General features: G+C 61.7%; 10 protein-coding genes (1 of these 10 running past the window's edge). 4 read left to right on the top strand and 6 right to left on the bottom strand.

Annotated features, from left to right (window positions below):
* Nucleotides 1-214 precede the first annotated feature (214 nt).
* The gene (locus ACM6JQ_RS09855) at nt 215-1,231 is read left to right on the top strand and encodes an ABC transporter substrate-binding protein (protein ID WP_414893682.1); all 1,017 of its coding nucleotides are present in this window, start codon (nt 215-217) and stop codon (nt 1,229-1,231) included.
* Between the two features lie 36 nt (nt 1,232-1,267).
* Here the strand turns inward: ACM6JQ_RS09855 and ACM6JQ_RS09850 are convergent, their stop codons facing one another.
* Entirely contained in the window at nt 1,268-1,465 is a 198-nt protein-coding gene (locus tag ACM6JQ_RS09850) for a helix-turn-helix transcriptional regulator (protein WP_414893681.1), read from the bottom strand.
* A complete protein-coding gene (locus ACM6JQ_RS09845; protein ID WP_414893680.1) occupies nt 1,462-1,836 on the bottom strand; it encodes a hypothetical protein in 375 nt (124 codons plus the stop codon). Before ACM6JQ_RS09845 ends, ACM6JQ_RS09850 begins: the two co-directional genes overlap by 4 nt.
* Nucleotides 1,837-2,069: 233 nt before the next feature.
* Between ACM6JQ_RS09845 and ACM6JQ_RS09840 the strand changes: the two genes are divergently transcribed.
* Nucleotides 2,070-2,570, top strand: a complete 501-nt coding sequence (locus ACM6JQ_RS09840) for a hypothetical protein (protein WP_414893679.1) — start codon at nt 2,070-2,072, stop codon at nt 2,568-2,570.
* 80 nt (nt 2,571-2,650) lie between these two features.
* Here the strand turns inward: ACM6JQ_RS09840 and ACM6JQ_RS09835 are convergent, their stop codons facing one another.
* From ACM6JQ_RS09835 to ACM6JQ_RS09820, 4 genes are all read right to left on the bottom strand, one after another.
* Nucleotides 2,651-3,130 (bottom strand): copper chaperone PCu(A)C, encoded by a 480-nt coding sequence (locus ACM6JQ_RS09835; protein ID WP_007915979.1) that lies wholly within the window; start codon nt 3,128-3,130, stop codon nt 2,651-2,653.
* Nucleotides 3,130-3,735 carry an SCO family protein gene (locus tag ACM6JQ_RS09830; protein ID WP_007915980.1) on the bottom strand — a complete coding sequence of 202 codons (606 nt, stop codon included), beginning with the start codon at nt 3,733-3,735 and terminating at the stop codon, nt 3,130-3,132. The genes ACM6JQ_RS09835 and ACM6JQ_RS09830 overlap by 1 nt, the downstream gene beginning before the upstream one ends.
* 156 nt (nt 3,736-3,891) lie before the next feature.
* Complete coding sequence (locus ACM6JQ_RS09825; protein WP_123376747.1) at nt 3,892-5,286, bottom strand: efflux transporter outer membrane subunit; 1,395 nt, start codon at nt 5,284-5,286, stop codon at nt 3,892-3,894.
* Between the two features lie 33 nt (nt 5,287-5,319).
* Nucleotides 5,320-6,114: a helix-turn-helix transcriptional regulator gene (locus ACM6JQ_RS09820; RefSeq protein WP_095111863.1), complete on the bottom strand. Its 795-nt coding sequence runs from the start codon at nt 6,112-6,114 to the stop codon at nt 5,320-5,322.
* A 475-nt stretch (nt 6,115-6,589) separates the two neighbouring features.
* Between ACM6JQ_RS09820 and ACM6JQ_RS09815 the strand changes: the two genes are divergently transcribed.
* Together ACM6JQ_RS09815 and ACM6JQ_RS09810 are read left to right on the top strand one after the other, a co-directional pair.
* Nucleotides 6,590-13,000 (top strand): amino acid adenylation domain-containing protein, encoded by a 6,411-nt coding sequence (locus ACM6JQ_RS09815; protein ID WP_414893678.1) that lies wholly within the window; start codon nt 6,590-6,592, stop codon nt 12,998-13,000.
* A 246-nt stretch (nt 13,001-13,246) separates the two neighbouring features.
* Nucleotides 13,247-21,582: the 5' portion of an amino acid adenylation domain-containing protein gene (locus ACM6JQ_RS09810; RefSeq protein ID WP_414893677.1), read on the top strand. The gene runs 4,681 nt beyond the window's last position; only the first 8,336 of its 13,017 coding nucleotides appear in the window; its start codon is at nt 13,247-13,249; the stop codon falls past the right edge of the window.

The raw sequence follows: 21,582 nt of genomic DNA, 5'->3' as shown, positions 1-21,582 counted from the left end.
GTTTCAGGCTGTTTAAGGTGCCTAACCATCACCGGCATCCAATGTAGGAGCTGTGCAACGCTGCGATCGTTTTAAACCTCACAATCAAAAGCGCGCAGCCCGATTTCGCTCAACAACCCGTGCTATCGATATGCGATAAAGATATTTAATTTCTATTTTTTATAGCGATAAAGTCAGGCCTTTCAGCAAACCACCCCCATCCTGCGAGGTTGTCATGGCCACACCGTTCAAACGTCCCGCACTGACTCTGTTGGCCGCTTCTCTGGCCGCGAGTGCGTTGTTCAGCGCCGGCGCTCAGGCCGAAGGCAAGATCAGCATCGCCCAGCAATTCGGCATCGGTTACCTGATTCTCGATGTGGTGCGCGATCAGAACCTCATCGAAAAACACGGTAAGGAACAGGGCCTCGACATCAAGGTCGACTGGAACAGCATCTCCGGCGCCACCGCGATGAACGAAGCGTTGCTCACCGGATCGCTCGACGTGGTTTCCGCCGGCGTGCCGCCAATGCTCACCGTGTGGGATCGCACCAAGGGTAAACAGAATGTCAAAGCCATCGCCGCACTGGGCTCGATGCCCAACTATCTGCTGACCAACAATCCGAACATCAAAACGCTCAAGGACTTCACCGACAAGGACCGGATTGCCGTGCCGGCCGCCGGCGTCGGCTTCCAGTCGCGCACTTTGCAGATCGAAACCGCCAAGGAGTTCGGTGACGCGCAGTACAAGAAATTCGACGACATTTCAGTCAGCCTGCCGCACCCCGATGCGACGGCCGCGCTGATCGCCGGCGGCTCGGAAATCAACTCGCACTTCTCCAGCCCGCCGTTCCAGTACCAGGCCCTGCAGAATCCCAACGTGCACAAAGTGCTGAGCTCTTATGATGTGCTCGGTGGGCAGGCGACGTTCAACGTGCTCTACACCACAGAAAAATTCCACGACGAAAACCCGAAAACCTACAAGGCGTTCTATGACGCGTTGGCCGAGGCCGAGAAGATCATCAAGGCTGATAAGCCGGCGGCGGCTCAGGCGTACATTCGTGTCGAGCAGTCGAAACTGCCGCTGGCTCTGGTCGAGCAAATCGTCAAGGATCCGGAAATCGATTTCACTGTGGTGCCGCAGCGTACGTTCATCTACGCCGAGAAATTGCAGGAGCTGGGCGTGCTGAAGAACAAGGCCGACAGTTGGAAGGATTACTTCTTTGAAGAGGCGCATGGTGGCGCGGGGAGTTGATAGAAAAGGGGCAACGTCTGTTGCCCCTTTTTCCATTCAGGATTCGCCATCATCGAAGATGCTTTCAATCGGTAGCTCGAACGCCCGGGCAATCTGAAAGGCCAGTGGCAGACTCGGGTCGTAGCGTTCGTTTTCTATAGCGTTAATCGTCTGACGCGACACGCTCAGGCGTTCAGCCAGATCGACCTGCGACCATTTGCGCTCGGCGCGCAATTCCTTGAGGCGGTTTTTCATTGGTAACGGCGTCGCGCAATGTGCAGACCGACAATCCACATCAGCCCCATCACCGGCCACACGCACGTCCACGGAATGTGCGGAGCGCCGACGTTTTCCAGAAAACCGTAGCTGAACGTCAGCAGTGCCGAGGCGGCAAAGGCAAAACCCAAGGCTTCGAACTGGATGCGCAGATGCATTTCATCCATGCGCCGCATATTGCGCACGATGGCCCAGCACATCAGTCCCGCCGGAACGATCGGCGTCAGTGCGACGGCCGAGCGCAGCACGATGGGGGCGTCCATCTGGTATTGCGAGGCAATCAATGAGGCTGTCAGGACCAGCATGTAGATGATTAATGCTGCGCCCAATTCGAGGTAGTACCGGTTCATTCTTCACTTCCTATGTAAAAGACCCTTTACATGGTCGCCGAAGATTTATCCGATGTAAAGCAAGCTTTCCATCATGGCTGGTAGCCTCGAACAGACTCATGCCGGAAGATTTCGCCTAGGTCAGTAGCTTAAAAGCACACTTTCTGGACAGCGTAATAGCCACTCAGTAGCATTCGAGCCCAACGGATTATCCCTTCGCACGTCGTCCGACGTGGAACGCTCAAGGAATCGATATGCGCGACACCCCCATTGACCAAAAACGAACGATCGTGACCCAGGTCAACGGCGAGATTCGCTATGAAACCCGGATCAGTTTCAGCTCCACGTCGCTCGTCGATGGCGAAATTCGGGTGCATCGTGCTGAAGGCAATCAGCTAGATGTTCCGGTGGCCGGGGCGGACTTCGCTTTGCGCTTTGATCTGGATGGGGTGCATAGAGTACCGGTGACGCAGCAGGCAGCGGTTGAACCGGTTGAACCGGTGCCTGCCGATAACAGCTTGAAGTTATTCACCTCGAAAACCGTGTGGATCACCCTCGGGTTGTGGTTCTTCGTCAGTTCGGTGTTCGGTTGGCTGGGGATTGTGGTGGCAGGCGGATATCTCGGTTACCAGTGGCGTGAGTTGGAAAAGCGCAAGAAACAGTTGGCCAAGGCGCCCGTAGATAAAGCCGTGACCCGTTCCGGCTCGGGGATGTCACGGGAAAGCGTACGCAAGGCATTGGCCCGCAGGCATTAATGTGGCGCACAGCAAAAACAAAAAAAGGGGCGGCGTGATCATCGATCAGGCCGCCCCTTTTTTATTGCTGCTCAGTCAGATCAATGCATTTTGCTGTGATCGTGACCTTCCATGTTGGTCAGCGCGCGAACCGGCGCTTTAACCTCGAGGGTTTCTTTATCACCCTTGGCGTTTTCCACGATCAGGGTCAGCGGCACAGTTTCGCCTTCCTTCAACTGAGCGGTCAGGCCCATCAGCATCACGTGGTAGCCGTTCGGATCAAGCTTGACGGCTTTGCCGGCCGGCAGCTCGACAAACTTCACCGGGCCCATGCTCATGACGTCGTTCTTCATGGTCATTTCGTGGATCTGCACGTCTTTGGCCGCTGGCGTCGCGACGCTGAGCAACTTGCTGTCGCTGTCGGCGGTGAGGGTCATGAACGCGCCGCTGGCGGATTGGGTCGGCACGGTGGCACGGACCCAGGCATCGTCGACTTTGGTCGCTGCGGTCGCCTGGAATGCCAGACCCAGCAGAGAAAAACCGATGACAGCGCGTTTGAGGTGGTTCAGAACAGGTTGCATCAGCAAACCTCCATAACAGTAAGCAAATCTTCCGTACATTGTTCTGCCGAAAGCGACGTGGACAGACCCAGGCGCAAGCCGCCGTTGGAGTCGTAAACGTAACTGGTGGCAGTGTGCGAGATGGTATAGGTGTCGCCGGCCGGGACTTTCTCGTAGAACACGTCGAATTCCTTGGCCGTGGCCGCGGTTTCCTCAAGCGTGCCGTACAGCGCAACGAACGTCGGGTCGAAGGCTTTCATGTAGGCATCGAGGATTTCCGGGGTGTCGCGCTCGGGATCGAGGGTGATGAAAATCACCTGCAAGCGATCGCCATCGGCGCCCATCAGCTTTTTGATTTTCGCCGCGCGGGCGAGGGTGGTCGGGCAGACTGCCGGGCACTGGGTGAAGCCGAAGAAGACCATCGGCATCATGCCGCGAAAGCTCGACAGCGTCATGGTTTCGCCATCGGTGTTCTTCAGTTTGAAGGTGCGCCCCATGATCTTGTTACTCAGATCCTTGCCGTACTTGTACGACAGTTGGCCACGGGTGTCGCAGCCAGCGAGCAGGCCTAGCCCGAGCACGCCCATTCCCGCAAGCACCTTGCGGCGAGTCAACAAAGCCGTCATCTAATACCGCCTTTTGCAGCCCGTCAGTCAGCAGGACTGGCGGGGGGTTAACCGTAAAAGCGGCGCATGATACCAAACTGAAGGCAGAGGCCGGCCACGGATCGCCGCACGGCGCAGGATCGAGCGACAAAAGGTGTAAGAAAAAGTGACCACAGCTTACTGCACGCGTGATTCAGCGGCGCTCCAGCCCCCGCCCAGCGCGGTGTAAAGGTTGACCTCGGCGACCAGTTGCGCGAGGCGATCGGTGATCAGGCCTTGCTGCGAACTGAACAGCGAACGCTGCGCATCGAGGAACGTCAGGCTGCTGTCGACGCCATTCTGATAGCGGTTCTGCGCCAGGTTGTAATACGTCTGCGTGGCTGCGACGAGATCCCGCTGCGCCTGCAATTGTTGCTGATAGGTGCTGCGCGCGGCGAGACCGTCGGCGACTTCCTGAAACGCGGTTTGAATCGACTTTTCGTATTCGGCCACCGCCACATCTTTCTGTAATTTCGAATAATCAAGACTGGCGCGCAGGCTACCGGCGTTGAAAATCGGCAGGTTGATCTGCGGCTGAAAGGTCCAGGCGCCAGAGCCGCCGCCGAACAATCCGGACAGATCGCGACTCGACGTGCCGGCATTCGCCGTCAAGCTGACACTGGGGAAAAACGCCGCCCGCGCCGCACCGATATTGGCGTTGGCCGCTTTCAGTTTGTACTCCGCCTGAAGGATGTCCGGCCGACGCTGCAGCAGATCCGAGGGCAACCCGGCGGGCAGTTGTTGCACCAGATCGCTGGCCAGCGGACGGGCGGGCAGGGTCACTGGCACCGGCGCGCCAACCAGCAAGGTCAGGCTGTTCAAGTCCTGGGCGACCTGGCGCTGGTAGCGCGCCAGATTGGCCCGAGAGCTGTCGACGCTGGTCTTCGCTTGCGCCTGTTCCAGCGCCGACGATTTGCCGGCCTCGCGATTACGGGTGGTCAGGTGCAGGCTCTGTTCATCGGCGGCGAGGGTGTCGCGGGTCAGCTCCAGCAACTCCTGATCGGCGCGCCAGGTCAGGTAGGCGTTGGCGACGTTGGCCACCAGGCTCAGCTCGGCACTGCGCCGCGCTTCTTCAGTCGAGAGCCAGGTCTGCAAGGCCTCCTCGCTGAGGCTGCGCACGCGACCGAAGAAGTCCAGCTCATAAGCGCTGATGCCGAGGTTGACCGAGTACGTCGAATTGATCAGCGCTTTGCCCTGGGTCACGCTCGGCGGCATCCGCTGGCGTAACTCGTTGGCGTTGGCCGACACCGCCGGGAGCAGGTCGGCGCGCTGAATGCGGTATTGCGCCTGGAACGCTTCGACGTTGAGTGCCGCCACGCGCAGGTCGCGGTTGTTGACCAGCGCGCTTTCGATCAACTGTTGCAGCGCCGGATCAGTGAACAGCGTGCGCCAGTCCTCGCTGCTCGTGGCTGGCTGCGTGGCTGCGGGATACTGCGCGGCAGTGGGTGAAGCGGGGCGCTGGTACTCGGGAATCAATGAACAACCGCCCATCAGCATCGCCATGGACAGCAGGGAAAGTCGCAACGTCAACATCGAACTGCCTCATGCATTAAAAGAGCGTTGTGCTCAGGCCCCGGCCATCCATTTCGCCAGACCATGGCGACCACTGACCCCGAGTTTGGCCGTGGCGCGTTTCAGATATGTCTCGATCGAGCTGTTTTTGACTCGCAGTTGTTCGGCCATTTGCGGCACGGTGCCGCCGGTCAACAGGCCCAGACAGACTTCTTTTTCGCGCACTGACAGGGCGATGTCGCTGATCGCCAGGCGTTCATCGAACACCTGCGCCAACGGTGCCTGATCCAGTTCGGCCAGGGGCTGGCGCGGTTGTCTGGCGAGGATTTGCCGGCTGATCTGCGCGTGGCGTTCGATCAGTGGCAGCAAGGTGTCGGACAGGCGCTTGAGAAACGACAGTTCCGGCAGGGAAAACACCCGTTGGGTATGCGGTCGGTAAAACGAGATCACGCAACGGCGATTGGACGTGCGCGAAACCAGATTGCATTGATGTGCGCTGTGTTGCGGATGGCGAGGCTGGAGCGAGGCTTTCAGTTGAATCAGCAGCGAGTCGTTCATCTCGATCATCTTCTGCAGCAGCGGATGATCGTCGGGGCTCTCCAGCGGATCGGGCGCGGCACAGGTCTGCGCCAAACCGGCGCTGCCCAACGGTTTGATGTCGACCACGCTGGCCTGACGCTCATCCAGCGTCCACTCACTGAGATCTACCCGGTTGACCGGCACCAGCGTGTCGACCAACTGGAACATGTTCGTGGCGAAGTGATCATCGCCGGTGCTGGCTATCAACTCACCCAGTTGCCAGTAGAAGTGCGGGTTTTCCATATTACGAATGCTGCCGGTCAGATTCATATCCTTCATCCTTGGTTCAGAGCCATCACTGAATCGTCTGCCGTCTCTGTAAAAGCCGCCCACGCAGTCATTTCTCCTTGAACATGATCTGGAGCGGGATTTAAGCCTATGGATTTGTCCTACGTCTGTAGGGGAAAACAGGGACACAAAGTGCCACTATTTCTGAATATTGGCGCCGGGGTTCTGACGCTGTTGAACACCGGCTGTAACGGCGAGAGTGACTGTTCAGTCACGCTCAAGCCCCGGAAACCGGGCGATGATGAATTCTGATCGGCAGCGCTCGGGTAAATGGCGGCGCTGGTATGTGGTTTTTTTCCTACAAACTTTTCAGTCTTTCCTCTCCGAATTTTTAGACAGTGCCTGCGATAACCACGCCCATAGCGCGTACCAGGGTGGTGGTTGTCCGGGTTTCAGGTGTCATGTCGGTGGCGGGGCCGATGCTTGAATACCGGCAAAATTTCATGAGAAGGACCTTATGCAGCCTACTTCTGCCAACGTGGCGGGCGATCTGTCCGTGCCTGTCGAGACATTCGCGCTGACTGCCGCTCAGCGGGATATCTGGCTGGACCAACTGAGCCGCGGAGATTCGCCGCTGTACAACATTGGCGGTTACGTCGAACTGAGCGGGCCGCTGGATCCGGCATTGATGCAATCGGCACTCGAATGCCTGGTTGCGGCGAACGACGCCTTGCGCATTGTGCTGCTGGCGGACGTCGGTCACGACGGGCTGCCGTTGCAAGGGTTTGCACAGACGTTGCCGGTGCCCATGCCGCTGTTTGATTTCAGCGGGCACCCCGATCCCCAGTCGGCGGCTCGGGCGCTGGTCGAAGAGCAAATGGCCCAGGCTTATGTGATGAGCGGGCAAGCGCTGTTCCGCTTCTGTCTCATTCGCCTCGATCAGCACCGCCACTGGCTGGCGGCGCAGGCCCACCATTTGATTATCGATGGTTGGGGTTTTGGTCTGCTGTTCAAATCGGTGGGCGACATTTACAGCGCGTTGTCCCGTGGCGAGCGTCCAGATGTGGCGGCACAGTCCTATGTCGCCTTTATCGAAGATGACGCGCGCTATCACCAGTCATCACGCTATGAACTCGATCAGCGCTACTGGCTGGACAAATACCGCAGCCTTCCCGAACCCTTGTTGATTCCCCGTCATCGCGAACCCCTTGACCCTGAAGCGGCGCCGAGTTGCATCCACGTCGAGGCTTTTCCGGCCCTGCTGCACGAGCGCATGAAAGACACCGCGCGACACCTCGGCGGTTCGGCCTTTCACGTATTGTTGGCGGCGCTGCACGTGTATTTCAGTCGTACCGCCCAGCGTGATGAGTGGGTTGTCGGCTTGCCGATTCTCAATCGCTCCGGTGCCCGTTTCAAAAGCACCTTGGGCTTGTTCACCCAGGTCAGTGCGATGCGCATGGACTTTGGCCGTGAGCTGTCATTCGCTGACTTGATCAAGGCGATCGGCGATGGCCTCAAACAGGACTTCCGCCACCAACGCTACCCGCTGAGCGAGATGAACCGCGCGCTGGGTCTGTTACGCGAAGATCGCTCGCAACTGTTCGAGCTGTCGGTGTCCTACGAGCAGGACGACCATGACTACCGTTACGCTGAGGCGCCGGGGCACGTGGTCAAAGTCTCCAACCAGCACGAGGCGACACCGCTGGCCATTCACCTGCGCAGCAACCGTTACAACGACAAGGCCTGGTTGCATCTGGTGTATTCGCCGGCCTATTTCACGGCTGACGAGATCGCGGCGTTGACCGAGCGCTTGTTGCTGATACTGGAGCAAGGGCTGGAGTGTCCGGAACTGGCAATCGCCGATTTCAACCTTAATAGCCCGGCAGAACTGGCCCGGCTCAATCAGTGGAACGACACTCGCGTCAGTTATCCGCAAGGGCAACTGATTCATCAGCGATTCGAATCGCGAGTGGCCGAACAACCGGACGCCGTGGTCGCGACGTATCAGGGACGAACCCTTGGTTATGCCGAGCTGAACCGGCAAGCCAATGCGTTGGCCCATCATCTGCTGGGCCTCGGTGTGCGGCCGGATGACCGGGTTGCAATCGTTGCCCGCCGCGGCCTGGAAACGCTGGTCGGGCTGCTGGCGGTTCTCAAGGCTGGCGCCGCTTATGTGCCGATTGATCCGGCGCATCCGCCCGAGCGCCTGAGTTACTTGCTCGGCGACAGCGCTCCGGTGGCGCTGCTGACGCAAAGTGATGTGCGTGATCGCTTGCCCGCCACAGCGCTGCCAGTGATCGAGCTTGATCGCCGAGAATGGTCGCTCGACAACGTGACCGATCCCGACGTGCCGGGGTTGAACACCAGCCACCTCGCCTATGTGATTTACACCTCCGGCTCAACCGGGTTGCCCAAAGGCGTGATGGTTGAACACCGCACCTTGGGCAATCTGCTCGACTGGCATTGTGCGGCGTTCGGTCTCGGCCCCGGGCAGCACACCTCGAGCCTGGCCGGCTTCGGTTTCGACGCGATGGCGTGGGAGGTCTGGCCGGCGTTGTGTGCCGGGGCGACGTTGCATTTGTCACCCGCGAGCGAAGGCAACGAAAACATCGATGCGCTGCTGGCGTGGTGGCGGGCGCAGCCGCTGGATGTCAGCTTCCTGCCAACGCCGATTGCCGAATATGCCTTCAGCCAACAACTCGATCACCCGACCTTGCGCACCTTGCTGATCGGCGGTGATCGTCTGCGCCAGTTCAATCGTGCGCAGAGTTTTGCGGTGATCAACAACTATGGCCCGACCGAAGCCACGGTGGTCGCCACCTCAGGTTTGATCCTTCCGGGGCAGGCGTTGCACATCGGCAAACCGGTGAGCAATGCCACCGCTTACCTGCTCGATGATCAGCAGCGGCCGGTGCCGATCGGCATCATCGGCGAGTTGTATGTCGGCGGCGCCGGGGTTGCCCGGGGCTATCTGAATCGCCCGGAATTGACCGCAGAACGCTTCCTCGACGACCCGTTCAGTGCGCAGCCGCATGCGCGCATGTATCGCACCGGCGATCTCGCACGGTGGCGCACCGACGGCAATCTTGAGTACATCGGGCGCAATGATGACCAGGTGAAAGTCCGTGGTGTGCGCGTCGAGTTGGGCGAAATCGAAGCGGCACTGGCCAGCCATGATGCGGTGCAGGAAGCCGTGGTGCTGGTGCGCGACGGTCAACTGCTGGCATGGTTCACCGAGCGCGAAGCGCTAGACATCCTGCAACTGCACGCGCACCTGACAGCGCGTTTGCCGGCCGCCCTGTTGCCCGCCGCTTACGTCCGTCTGGCGAGTCTGCCGCTGACGGCCAACGGCAAGCTCGATCGCCAGGCGTTGCCGGCGCCGGGGCCGGACGCGTTGATCCGTCGTCAATACGAGGCGCCACAAGGTGACGTCGAAATCGCTTTGGCGCAGATCTGGGCCGAGGTCTTGCAAGTCGAACGGGTCGGGCGTCACGACCATTTCTTCGAGCTGGGCGGTCACTCCTTGCTGGCCGTGGGCCTGATCGAACGCATGCGTCAGATCGGCATGAGCAGCGATGTTCGCGTGCTGTTCAGCCAACCGACCCTGGCTGCGCTGGCAGCGGCGGAGGGCAGCGGTCGTGAAGTCGAAGTGCCGGCCAACCGCATTGCCGCCGATTGCACGCGCATCACGCCGGACCTGTTGCCACTGGTGCAACTGGATCAGGCGATGATCGAGCGTATCGTTGCGACGGTGCCGGGTGGTGCCGCCAATGTGCAGGATATCTACCCCTTGGCGCCGTTGCAGGAAGGCATTCTCTATCACCACATCACTGCCGCGCAGGGCGATCCGTATCTGCTGCAATCGCTGCTGGCATTCGACAGCCTCGAGCGGGTCGAGGCCTTCGCCGTTGCGCTGCGTCAGGTCATGGCGCGGCACGACATCTTGCGCACGGCGGTGGTCTGGGAGGGGCTGACGTCACCGGTTCAGGTCGTTTGGCGCGAGGCCATTTTGCCGGTGCAGGAAGTCGAACTTGACCCTGCTGGCGGCGCAATCATCGATCAGTTGCACGAGCGCTTCGATGCGCGGCGTTATCGCCTCGATGTCAGTCAGGCACCGCTGCTGCGCCTGATGTATGCCCGTGATCCCGCGCATAACCGGGTGGTCGGCATCTTGTTGTTCCATCATTTGGCGATGGACCACATTGCGCTGGAGGCGATGCGCGAAGAAATTCACGCCAGCCTGTCCGGGCACGGCGAACCGCTGGCGGCACCGGTGCCGTACCGCAACTATGTGGCGCAGACGCGATTCGGCGTCAGCGAGCAGGAGCATGAAGCGTTCTTCCGGCAGATGCTCGGCGAGATCGACGAGCCGACCTTGCCGTTCGCTTTGCAGAACGTACAGGGCGACGGCAGCAACATCGAAGAAGCCGAGCAAGCCGTGGCGCCCGGTCTCTATCAGCGCCTGCAGCAGCAGGCACGCCTGGCCGGCGTGAGTGTCGCCAGCCTGATTCACCTCGCCTGGGCGCAGGTGCTGGCGGCGACATCCGGCCAGCAAAGCGTGGTGTTCGGCACAGTGTTGATGGGGCGCATGCAGGGCGGCGCGGGTGCCGACCGGGCGTTGGGGGTGTTCATCAACACCTTGCCGCTGCGGGTCGATGTCGGCGAGGGTGCGCGCGCAGCGGTGAAATCCACTCATGCGCGCCTGACCGCTTTGCTCGCCCATGAACATGCGTCCCTGGCGCTCGCCCAGCGGTGCAGTGGCGTTGCTGCGCCAGCGCCGCTGTTCAGCGCCTTGCTCAACTATCGGCACAGCGATGACGTCGAGCAAAAAACCTCCCGGCAAACCTGGCAGGGCATCGAAACCCTGGCCAACGAGGAGCGCACCAATTACCCGTTTACCCTGAGTGTCGATGACTTCGGCACAGGCTTGCGTCTGACCACCAGAACCTTGTCGAACATCGGCGCGCAGCGGATTGGCGCTTACGTGCAAGCGGCCCTGAATGGCTTGGTCGCGGCGCTGGAGACCGAGCCTCAGCGGCCGCTGAATAGCCTGCTGCTGTTACCGCAGGAAGAACTGCAACGGCTGCTGATCGAGTTCAACGATACGGTGGTCGACTGCCCGCTGGACCAGCCGCTTCACACACTGTTCGAACAACAGGTGCAGCGCAAACCGAATGCCGTCGCCGTGCAATTCGCCGAACAGCGCCTGACTTATCGCGAGCTGAACGAGCAGGCCAACCGCTTGGCTCATCATCTGCGCGGGCTGGGCGTGCAGCCGGATTCGCGGGTAGCGATTTGTGTCGAGCGCGGGCCTGAACTGGTGATCGGCCTGCTGGGCATACTCAAGGCTGGCGGTGCTTATGTGCCGCTCGATCCGGATTACCCGCTGCAACGGCTGAATTACATGTTGCAGGACAGCGCACCGGTCGCGCTGCTGGTGCACGCCGCGACGCGCGACCTGCTTGGCGAACCCGGCGTGCCGCTGATCAATCTCGACCTCGGCGTCTGGCAGGACCAGCCGCACGACAACCCGCAGGTGCCGGATCTCGGCGCGGCGAATCTGGCCTACATGATCTACACCTCCGGCTCTACCGGCACGCCGAAGGGTGTGATGATCGAGCACCGCAGCGCCTGCAACATGGTGCACTGGGGCTCGCAGTTGGCGCCACCCGGCGAACACGGGGCGTTGCTGCAAAAGGCGCCGTACAGTTTCGACAGTTCGGTATGGGAAATCTTCTGGCCGCTCTGCTCGGGCATGCGCCTGGTGCTGGCGCGGGCCGATGGCAACCGCGATTCGGCTTATGTCACGCGAGTGATTCGCGAGCAGAACATTACCGTGGTCAAGTTCGTGCCGGCGTTGTTGCAGCAGTTCATCGAACAGGACGACGTCAGCCAGTGCACCAGCCTCACCGACGTGCTTAACGGTGGCGGCGAGTTGACCGTTGCGCTGGCTCGGCAAGTGCGCGAGCGCCTGCCGTGGGTGCGCCTGCACAACGTCTATGGGCCGACCGAAACCACGGTCGACAGCAGCGGCTGGACCCTGGAGCCCGGCGAACCGGTGCCGCCGACGCTGGTGCCGATCGGCAAAGCCCTGAGCAATACGCGGCTCTATGTGCTCGACGCCTGCGATCAACCGGTGCCGCTTGGCGTGAGCGGGCATTTGCACATTGGCGGGGTGGGCGTGGCGCGGGGCTATTTGGGACTGCCGCAATTGCAGGCCGAACGCTTTATCGACAGCCCGTTCGTGGCCGCTGATCGCTTGTATCGCACCGGCGATCTGGTGCGTTACGGCGCCGATGGCAACCTCGAATTCCTCGGTCGCAACGACTTTCAGGTCAAGCTGCGCGGGGTGCGCCTTGAGCTGGGCGAGATTGAAGCGCGCCTGCTGGAACACCCGGCCATTCGCGAGGCCGTGGTGCTGGTGCGCGATGAGCGACTGGTGGCGTATTACAGCGTGCGTACCGGGCTGACTGCACCGACGCTTGAGGCCTTGCGAGCGCATGTACTGGCGCAGTTACCGGAATTCATGGTGCCCGGTGCCTACGTGATGCTGGCCGCATTACCGTTGACGCCTAACGACAAAATCGACCGCAAGGCCTTGCCGGAACCGGGGGCGGAGGCGCTGCTCAGCCGTCCTTACGAGGCACCTGAGGGTGACGTGGAAACGGCCTTGGCGCAGATCTGGGCGCAGGTGCTCAAGGTCGAGCAGGTGGGGCGCCACGACAACTTCTTCGAACTGGGCGGGCATTCGTTGTTGGCGGTCAGTCTGGTGGCGCGCATGCGTCTGGCCGGGCTGCATGTCGACGCGCGGACGCTGTTCAGCCAGCCGACGTTGGCCGCGCTGGCGGCACAGACCTCGCGGCAGGCCAAGCAGGTCGAAATCGCCCAGACCACCATCCCGAGCCTCAACCGCAAACGCCGCCTCTGACGGCGACCACAATCCCTGTAGGAGCTGCCGAAGGCTGCGATCTGTTGATCTTGTTTTTAAAAGCAAAATCAAAAGATCGCAGCCTTCGGCAGCTCCTACAGAGACGAACAGCGAGCAGGGCGGCTTGTCCCCGCTTCCCATGTCAGACACCCACGCCCCGATGTTTTAGTTTTTCCAGGCTGCGCGCCGCGTGCACGGACTCGCTGCTGCGCGCTCCTTTTTTCCGTATTTACAGCAGGTTACCTCATGCATTTCAGCGAATTGATGGCTGTTATTTCCACCCATGCGATCCGCCTTCAACAGGAAGATGAAGACCTGGTCATTCTGGGCAGCGACGACGCGCTGGATGACGCGTTGTGGGACAGCCTCGCGGCGCACAAGGCGCAATTGCTGGAATTGGTTGCCCAACACGGCGGCGACTGGCTGAGTCCTGCGTTTCGCATCACTCCGGACATGCTGCCGCTGGTGAATCTGCAGCAGGACACCCTTGACCGCATCGTCGCCACGGTGCCGGGTGGCGCGGCTAACGTACAGGACATTTATCCGTTGTCCGCGTTGCAGGAGGGCATGCTCTATCACCATCTCTCGGCTGCTGCCGGTGACCCTTACATCTCGCAAGCGCGCTTCGTGTTCGACAGCCAGCAACGGCTGGACGCTTTCGCCGACGCGCTGCGTTGGGTGGTCAAACGTCACGACATTCTGCGCACCTCGTTCGTTTGGGAATACCTCGACGAAGCGGTGCAAGTGGTCTGGCGCGAAGCGCCGCTGGTGTGTGAAGAAGTCAGTGTCGACAGCGGCGCCGATGTGCTGACGCAACTGCTCGAACGCCACGACCCGCAGCACTTCCGTCTCGACATGCAGCAAGCGCCGTTGCTGCGCATGGTCTATGCGCAGGATCCTGCTCAGGGTCGCGTCGTTGCGCTGTTGCTGTTTCATCACATGATCATGGATCACGTGGCGCTGGATGTACTGCGTCGGGAAATTCAGGCCTGCCTGCTCGGGCAGACCGCGCAAGTGGCCGCGCCGGTGCCGTATCGCGATCACTTGGCCAAGGCGCGCAGTGCCGGCAATGAACCGGCGCAGGAGGCGTTTTTCCGCGACATGCTCGCCGACATCGACGAGCCGACGCTGCCCTGCGGTCTGCAGGATGTGCAGGGCGACGGCCACGCCATCGAGGAAGCCGCGTTGATGCTCGACAGCCGCTTGAGCCGGCAGTTGCGCGAGCAGGCACGGCAGTTGGGCGTGAGTGTCGCGAGCCTGATGCATCTGGCGCTGGCGCGTGTATTGGGGCAATTGTCCGGGCGTACGGCGGTGGTGTTCGGCACCGTATTGCTCGGGCGGATGGACGCGGGCGAGGGCGGTGAGCAGGCGTTGGGGATGTTCATCAACACCTTGCCGCTGCGCGTTGATGTCGGTGCGCAAAGCGTGCGTGCCGGCGTGCGGGCGACCCATCAGCGCCTGACGGCGTTGCTGGCGCACGAGCAAGCTTCGCTGGCCCTGGCCCAACGCTGCAGCGCCGTCGCGGTGCCGACGCCGCTGTTCAGCGCGATTCTCAACTACCGGCACAGCAGCGTCGAAGAAGTCGCTGACGTGGTCGACATAGCCCCCGGTGTGCAGGTACTCGGCGCCCGCGAGCGCACCAACTACCCGCTGACCATCAACATCGATGACCTCGGCGTGGACTTGCGCATCACCGCGCTGGCGGATGCAGCACTGGGCGCCGAGCGCATGGCGGCTTATTTGAACACCGCGCTGGAGAGTCTGGCGGCGGCCCTGCAATCCAGTGCCGATGTGGCGCTGCAAGAGCTGAAAATCCTCCCCGCCAGCGAACGCGAACACCTGCTACACGACAGCAATTTGCCGCTGTCGCAGTGCCCCGACACCCCGCTGATCCACCAGCAATTCGAAGCCCGGGCACAGGCCCGCCCGGACGCTACGGCGCTGATCTTCGAAGGGCAAACGCTCAGTTACGGCGAACTCAATCATCGCGCCAATCAGGTCGCCCACCATTTGCTGGCGCTGAACATTCGCCCTGACGACCGTGTCGCCATCTGCGTCGAGCGCGGCCCACAGATGATTGTTGGCCTGCTCGGCGTGCTCAAGGCTGGCGCCGGTTACGTGCCGATTGATCCGGCCTATCCGCTGGACCGAATCAGCTTCACCTTACAGGACAGTGCACCGGTGGCGGTGCTGATGCAGGCGGCGACACGCGATCGTGTGGCCGATCTCGAGGTGCCGCAGATCGACCTCGACAGCGCTCACCTCAAGGCCGAACTCGACAGCAATCCGCAGATCCCCGAACTGACCCCGGCGCATCTGGCGTACGTGATCTACACCTCCGGCTCCACCGGTCTGCCCAAAGGCGTGATGGTCGAGCACCGCAACGTGGCGCGGCTGTTTTCTGCCACCCAGGACTGGTTCCAGTTCAACCAGCAAGACATCGGCGTGCTGTTCCATTCTTTCGCGTTCGACTTCTCGGTGTGGGAAATCTGGGCCGCGCTGGCATTCGGCGGGCAATTGCTGTTGATCCCGCAAGCCGTCAGCCGCTCGCCGGACGACTGCTATGCATTGCTCTGCGAAACCGGCGTGACCGTGCTCAACCAGACGCCGAGCGCATTCCGCCAACTGATCGCCGCGCAGGGCCGCAGTCAGCTTCAACACTCATTGCGGGAAGTGATTTTTGGCGGTGAAGCGCTGGAGCCGGGCTTACTCAAGCCGTGGTATGCGCGGGTCGGCAATTCCGGCACGCGGCTGGTGAACATGTACGGCATCACCGAAACCACGGTGCACGTGACCTATCGGCCGTTGCAGGCTGCCGACGCGCAGTTGCTCGGCGTCAGCCCGATTGGCGTGCGCATTCCCGACCTGCAACTGTATGTTCTCGATGCGCAGCGCGAACCGGTTCCGGTCGGCGTGATTGGCGAGCTGTACGTCGGTGGCGCAGGTGTGGCGCGCGGTTATCTGAATCGCGAAGCACTGACCGCCGAGCGTTTTATCAATGATCCGTTCAGCGAAAACGCCCAGGCGCGGTTGTATAAAACCGGTGACCTCGCGCGCTGGGCCGCCGATGGCAGCCTCGAATACCTGGGGCGCAATGACGATCAGGTGAAGATTCGCGGTTTCCGCATCGAACTGGGCGAAATCGAAGCACGCCTGTGCGCTTGCGAAGGCGTGCGCGAAGCCGTGGTCATCGCCCGTGAGGACAGCCCCGGTGATCAGCGTCTGGTTGCCTACTGGCTGGCCGACGAAGGCGCCGCGCCGGATGTGGCGCAATTGCGCGATCAACTGCTGGTTACGCTGGCTGAGTACATGGTGCCGAGCGCCTTCGTGCGTCTCGAGAATTTCCCGCTGACCGCCAATGGCAAGCTCGACCGCAAAGCCTTGCCAGCACCGGACAGCGAAGCGTTTGCCCGACGGGGTTTCCAAGCGCCGGTCGGCGCCGTGGAAAATCTGATTGCCGAACTCTGGCAGACGTTACTCGGTGTCGAGCAGGTCGGTCGCCACGACAATTTCTTCGAACTTGGCGGTCATTCGCTGCTGGCGGTGAAGCTGATCGAACGCATGCGCCAACAGGATCTGCATTGTGATGTGCGCGTGCTGTTCGGTCAGCCGAGCGTGGCAGCGCTGGCGGCGACCTTGAGCAGCGAACGCGGCATTGTCGTTCCAGACAACCTGATCGAGCCGGGGTGCACGCGCATTACCCCGGCGATGCTGCCGCTGGCCAATCTCGATCAAACCGCGATCGACCGTGTCGTTGCAACTGTGCCGGGCGGCATCGCCAATGTGCAGGACATCTATGCTCTGGCGCCGTTGCAGGCGGGGATTCTCTATCACCATCTGGCGACCAGCGCCGGCGATCCGTATGTGTTGCAGGCGCAATTTGCCTTCGACGGTCTGGCGCAGATCAAAACCTTCGTTCGCGCCTTGAACGGCGTGATCAAACGCCATGACATTTTGCGCACCGGCATTGTCTGGGAAGGGCTGGAAGAGGCGGTACAAGTGGTCTGGCGTGAGGCACCACTGGCGCTGGAACGCGTTGATGCCGATGAACTCGACGGCGACGTGCTGGAGCAGATGCAGGCGCGTTTCGATCCACGTCACTATCGTCTGGACCTCAATCGCGCGCCGCTGATGCGCTTTGTCTACACCGAAGATCAGCCGCACAACCGTTGGATCGGCATCCTCCTGATGCACCATATCGTCCTCGACCACACCGCACTGGAAGTGCTGGTCGCGGAAATGAGCGATGTGATGCTCGGCCATAGCGTCGATCTGCAGCCGCCGGTGCAGTACCGCCACTTTGTCGCGCAGGCGCGGCTCGGCGCCGATGATCGGGTCCACGAAGCTTTCTTCCGCGAGATGCTCGCCGACATTGACGAGCCGACCGTGGCCTTCGGTTTGCAGGACGTGCACGGCGACGGCAGCGCGATCCTCGACAGTCATGCCGAGCTGGACGCCGGCCTCGGCCAACGTCTGCGCGAGCAGGCGCGGCGGCTGGGTGTCAGCGTTGCCAGCCTGGTGCATCAGGCCTGGGCTCAGGTATTGGCGCAGGTTTCCGGCCAGCAAGACGTGGTGTTCGGCACCGTATTACTGGGGCGCATGCAGGGCGGAGAAGGTGCAGATCGGGCGCTGGGCATGTTCATCAACACCTTGCCGTTACGCGTCAGCGTCGCTGCTGATGCGGTAGAACACGGCGTGCGTGCCACGCATGCGCGTCTGGCGCAGTTGCTCGGCCATGAGCAGGCGTCATTGGCGCTAGCCCAGCGTTGCAGCGGTGTCGGCGGTGCGCAGACGCTGTTCAGCACCTTGCTCAACTACCGCCACAGTGCGGCGGATTCGGCCGCTGTAGCGTGGGATGGCGTGCAGATTCTCAGCTCGCGCGAGCGCAGCAATTATCCGCTGGTGGTCAGTGTCGACGACCTCGGCGAGGGGTTTCGCTTGAACGTGCAAGCCGTGCCGCAGGTGGACGGTGCGCGAGTCTGCGATTTCTTGCAAACCGCGTTGCACAGTCTGGTGACGGCGCTGGAGTACACGCCGCAGGCGCCGTTGCAGCAGCTGTCGATCGTGTCGCCGGGCGAGCGGCAACGGGTGCTGGTCGGCTTCAACATCAGCGGTCGTGAATACCCGCCCGCACAAACAGTGCCGCGTCTGTTCGAAGCACAAGTGGCGGTGCATCCCGAGGCGCTGGCGGTGGTGCAGGGCGAGCAACAGCTCAGCTACCGCGAACTGAATCAGCGCGCCAATCGCCTCGCCCATCACTTGATTGGCCTCGGCGTGCAAGTCGATGACCGTGTCGCGCTGTGCCTGCGTCGTGGCCCGGACATGCTCGTCGCACTGCTGGCGATTCTCAAGGCCGGCGCCGGTTACGTGCCGATTGATGCGGATTATCCCGCAGAACGAATTGCCTACCTGTTGCAGGACAGCGACCCGATCGCAGTATTGGCGCAGGCGTCGACACGCGAATTGCTCGGCAGGGTGCCGGTAATCGATCTGGACGCCAGCGACTGGCGGCACCTGCCTGACCACAATCCGCTGCGGCCAAATCTGACCCCGGAAAATCTGGCCTACGTGATCTATACGTCGGGCTCTACCGGGCAGCCGAAAGGCGTGATGGTCGAGCACCGCACTCTGGAAAACCTCGTGCACTGGCACGCCGAAGCCTTCGATCTGCACGCCGGCAGCCACACCGCCAGCGTCGCCGGTTGCGGTTTCGATGCCATGGCCTGGGAAGTCTGGCCGGCGTTGTGCGTCGGCGCGACTTTGCACCTGCCACCGCCTTCAATCGGCAACGAACACCTCGATGAATTGCTCGAGTGGTGGCGTGCGCAGCCGTTGCAAGTGAGTTTCCTGCCGACCCCGGTCGCCGAATACGCATTCAGTCGCGAGCTGGGCCATCCGACCCTGCGCACGCTGCTGATTGGGGGCGACAAGTTGCGCCAGTTCCCATGTGAGCAGACGTTCGCTGTGATCAATAACTACGGCCCGACCGAAGCCACGGTGGTCGCGACTTCCGGGCGCATCGAACCCGGACGGGTTCTGCACATTGGCCGGCCGATTGCCAATGCCAAGATCTATCTGCTGGACCGTCAGCAACAGCCCGTGCCGACCGGTGTGCAGGGCGAGTTGTATGTCGGCGGCGCCGGGGTTGCACGCGGTTATCTGAATCGCCCGGAACTGACCGCTGCACAATTTCTCGACGACCCGTTCAGTGACGAGCCGCACGCGCGGATGTACCGCACCGGCGACCTTGCGCGCTGGCTGGACGACGGCAATATCGAATACCTGGGACGCAACGACGATCAGGTGAAACTGCGCGGCGTGCGTATAGAACTCGGGGAAATCGAAGCGGCGCTGAGTGCTCACGAGGCAGTTCGCGAATGCGTGGTGCTGGTGCGTGACGGGCGTCTGGTCGCCTGGTTCACCGAAATCAAATCGGTCGAAATCGGCGACTTGCACCAGCATCTGCAAGCCCGACTGCCGGACACGTTGGTGCCGGCTGCATACGTACGCCTGGCCAGCCTGCCGCTGACCGCCCACGGCAAACTCGACCGCAAGGCCTTGCCCGAGCCGGATCAGGATGCGTGGCTCAGCCGTGAATACGAAGCACCACAAGGCCCGGTCGAAACAGCGTTGGCGCAGATCTGGGCCGACGTTCTGAACATCGAACAGATCGGCCGTCACGACAACTTCTTCCAACTCGGCGGCCATTCGCTGTTGGCGGTGAGCCTGATCGAACGCATGCGTCAGGCCGGTCTGAGCGCCGATGTGCGCGTGCTGTTCAATCAACCGAGCCTGGCCGCGCTGGCGCAGGCCTTGGGCAGTGGCCGGGAAATCGCAGTGCCGGCCAATCTGATTGCGGCCGATTGCACGCACATCACTCCCGACATGCTGACCCTGACCACACTGGATCAGGCCAGCATCGAGCGCATCGTCGCCACGGTGCCGGGCGGCGCAGCCAACGTGCAGGATATCTATCCGCTGGCACCGTTGCAGGAAGGCATTCTTTATCACCATCTGAGCGCCGAACAGGGCGATCCGTACCTGCTGCAATCGCGTCTGGCTTTCGACAGTCTCGAACGTTTACAGACCTTCGCCGCACACTTGCAGCAGGTCATCGCGCGCCACGACATTCTGCGCACCAGCGTGATCTGGGAAGGCTTGCCGAGCCCGCAGCAAGTGGTCTGGCGCGAGGCGCAGATGGTTGTGCAGCAGGTGCCGCTGGATGCGCAGGACGGCGATATTCTCGAACAGTTGCACGCGCGCTTCGATGCGCGGCATTACCGCCTCGATCTGACCCTCGCGCCGTTGATCCGCATGGTCTACGCCGAGGATCCGGCGCAACAGCAAGTCGTCGCCATCGTGCTGTTCCATCACTCGATTCTCGACCACACCGCCATGGACGTGATCGGTCGGGAAATGCACGCGTTGATGTTCGATCAACTCGACACGCTGACGCCACCGATGCCTTACCGCAATTACGTGGCGCAGGCCCGCCTGGGCGCCGATGAGCAGGCGCACGAAGCGTTCTTCCGCGAGATGCTCGGCGATATCGACGAGCCAACCTTGCCGTTCGGGCTGCAGGATGTGCAGGGCGACGGGCGCGGCATCGAAGAAGCGCTGCACCCGGTGGATGCCGCGCTCAATCTGCGTTTGCGGGAACAGGCCAGGCAGTTGGGCGTCAGCCCGGCGAGCCTGATGCACATGGCCTGGGCGCAGGTGCTGGGCGTGGTCTCCGGGCGCCGCGACGTGGTGTTCGGCACGGTGTTGATGGGGCGCATGCAGGGTGGTGAGGGCGCCGACCGCACGCTGGGGGTGTTCATCAACACCTTGCCGCTGCGCGTCGATCTCGCTGAAGGCGTGCGCGCCGGGGTGAAAACCATCCATGCGCGGCTGACAGCGCTGCTCGGCCATGAACACGCGTCACTGGCGCTGGCCCAGCGTTGCACTGCAATGGGCGGTTCCGCACCGCTGTTCAGCGCCTTGCTCAACTATCGACACAGTGCCGCCGAGCAGCAGCCGCGCGACGGCCAAGGCATCTGGCAGGGCGTGCGCATGCTTGGCGGTGAGGAGCGCAGCAATTATCCGTTGACCTTGTCGGTGGATGATCTGGGCGAAGGTTTTGCCTTGGATGTGCTGGCGGTTGCAGAGATCGGTGCGCAACGGATTTGCAGCTACATGCACACCGCACTGGAACATCTGGTGACGGCACTGGAAGAGACGCCGCAGCGTCCGCTCAACCGTTTGCCGGTGCTTTCGGTGGCGGAATACGAACACTTGCTGGTCGGCTTCAACCAACATTCAGCGGCCTATCCGCGTGGCGCGACGATTCAACGCTTGGTCGAGGTTCAGGCTGAGCAGCAGCCGAATGCACTGGCCGTGGTGCAGGGCGCGCAGCACCTGACCTACGCTGAGCTCAATCAGCGCGCCAATCGCCTGGCCCATCACTTGCTCGGGCTCGGCGTGCAGCCCGATGACCGCATTGCCGTGTGTCTGCGCCGTGGCCCGGACATGCTCGTCGCGTTGCTGGCGATCCTCAAGGCCGGCGCCGGTTATGTGCCGGTCGATCCAGCGTATCCGGCGGA

It is taken from the genome of Pseudomonas sp. IT-232MI5 (assembly GCF_949767845.1).
In the GTDB taxonomy this organism is placed as follows: Bacteria; Pseudomonadota; Gammaproteobacteria; order Pseudomonadales; family Pseudomonadaceae; genus Aquipseudomonas.
This window is presented reverse-complemented; position numbering and strand designations above follow the sequence as displayed.

Excerpts from the sequence above, each read along its gene's own strand:
- ACM6JQ_RS09835 (WP_007915979.1), bottom strand. The coding sequence starts at position 3,130 with ATGCAACCTGTTCTGAACCACCTCAAACGCGCTGTCATCGGTTTTTCT.
- ACM6JQ_RS09830 (WP_007915980.1), bottom strand. The coding sequence starts at position 3,735 with ATGACGGCTTTGTTGACTCGCCGCAAGGTGCTTGCGGGAATGGGCGTG.
- ACM6JQ_RS09825 (WP_123376747.1), bottom strand. The coding sequence starts at position 5,286 with ATGTTGACGTTGCGACTTTCCCTGCTGTCCATGGCGATGCTGATGGGC.
- ACM6JQ_RS09850 (WP_414893681.1), bottom strand. The coding sequence starts at position 1,465 with ATGAAAAACCGCCTCAAGGAATTGCGCGCCGAGCGCAAATGGTCGCAG.
- ACM6JQ_RS09845 (WP_414893680.1), bottom strand. The coding sequence starts at position 1,836 with ATGAACCGGTACTACCTCGAATTGGGCGCAGCATTAATCATCTACATG.
- ACM6JQ_RS09840 (WP_414893679.1), top strand. The coding sequence starts at position 2,070 with ATGCGCGACACCCCCATTGACCAAAAACGAACGATCGTGACCCAGGTC.
- ACM6JQ_RS09820 (WP_095111863.1), bottom strand. The coding sequence starts at position 6,114 with ATGAATCTGACCGGCAGCATTCGTAATATGGAAAACCCGCACTTCTAC.
- ACM6JQ_RS09815 (WP_414893678.1), top strand. The coding sequence starts at position 6,590 with ATGCAGCCTACTTCTGCCAACGTGGCGGGCGATCTGTCCGTGCCTGTC.
- ACM6JQ_RS09855 (WP_414893682.1), top strand. The coding sequence starts at position 215 with ATGGCCACACCGTTCAAACGTCCCGCACTGACTCTGTTGGCCGCTTCT.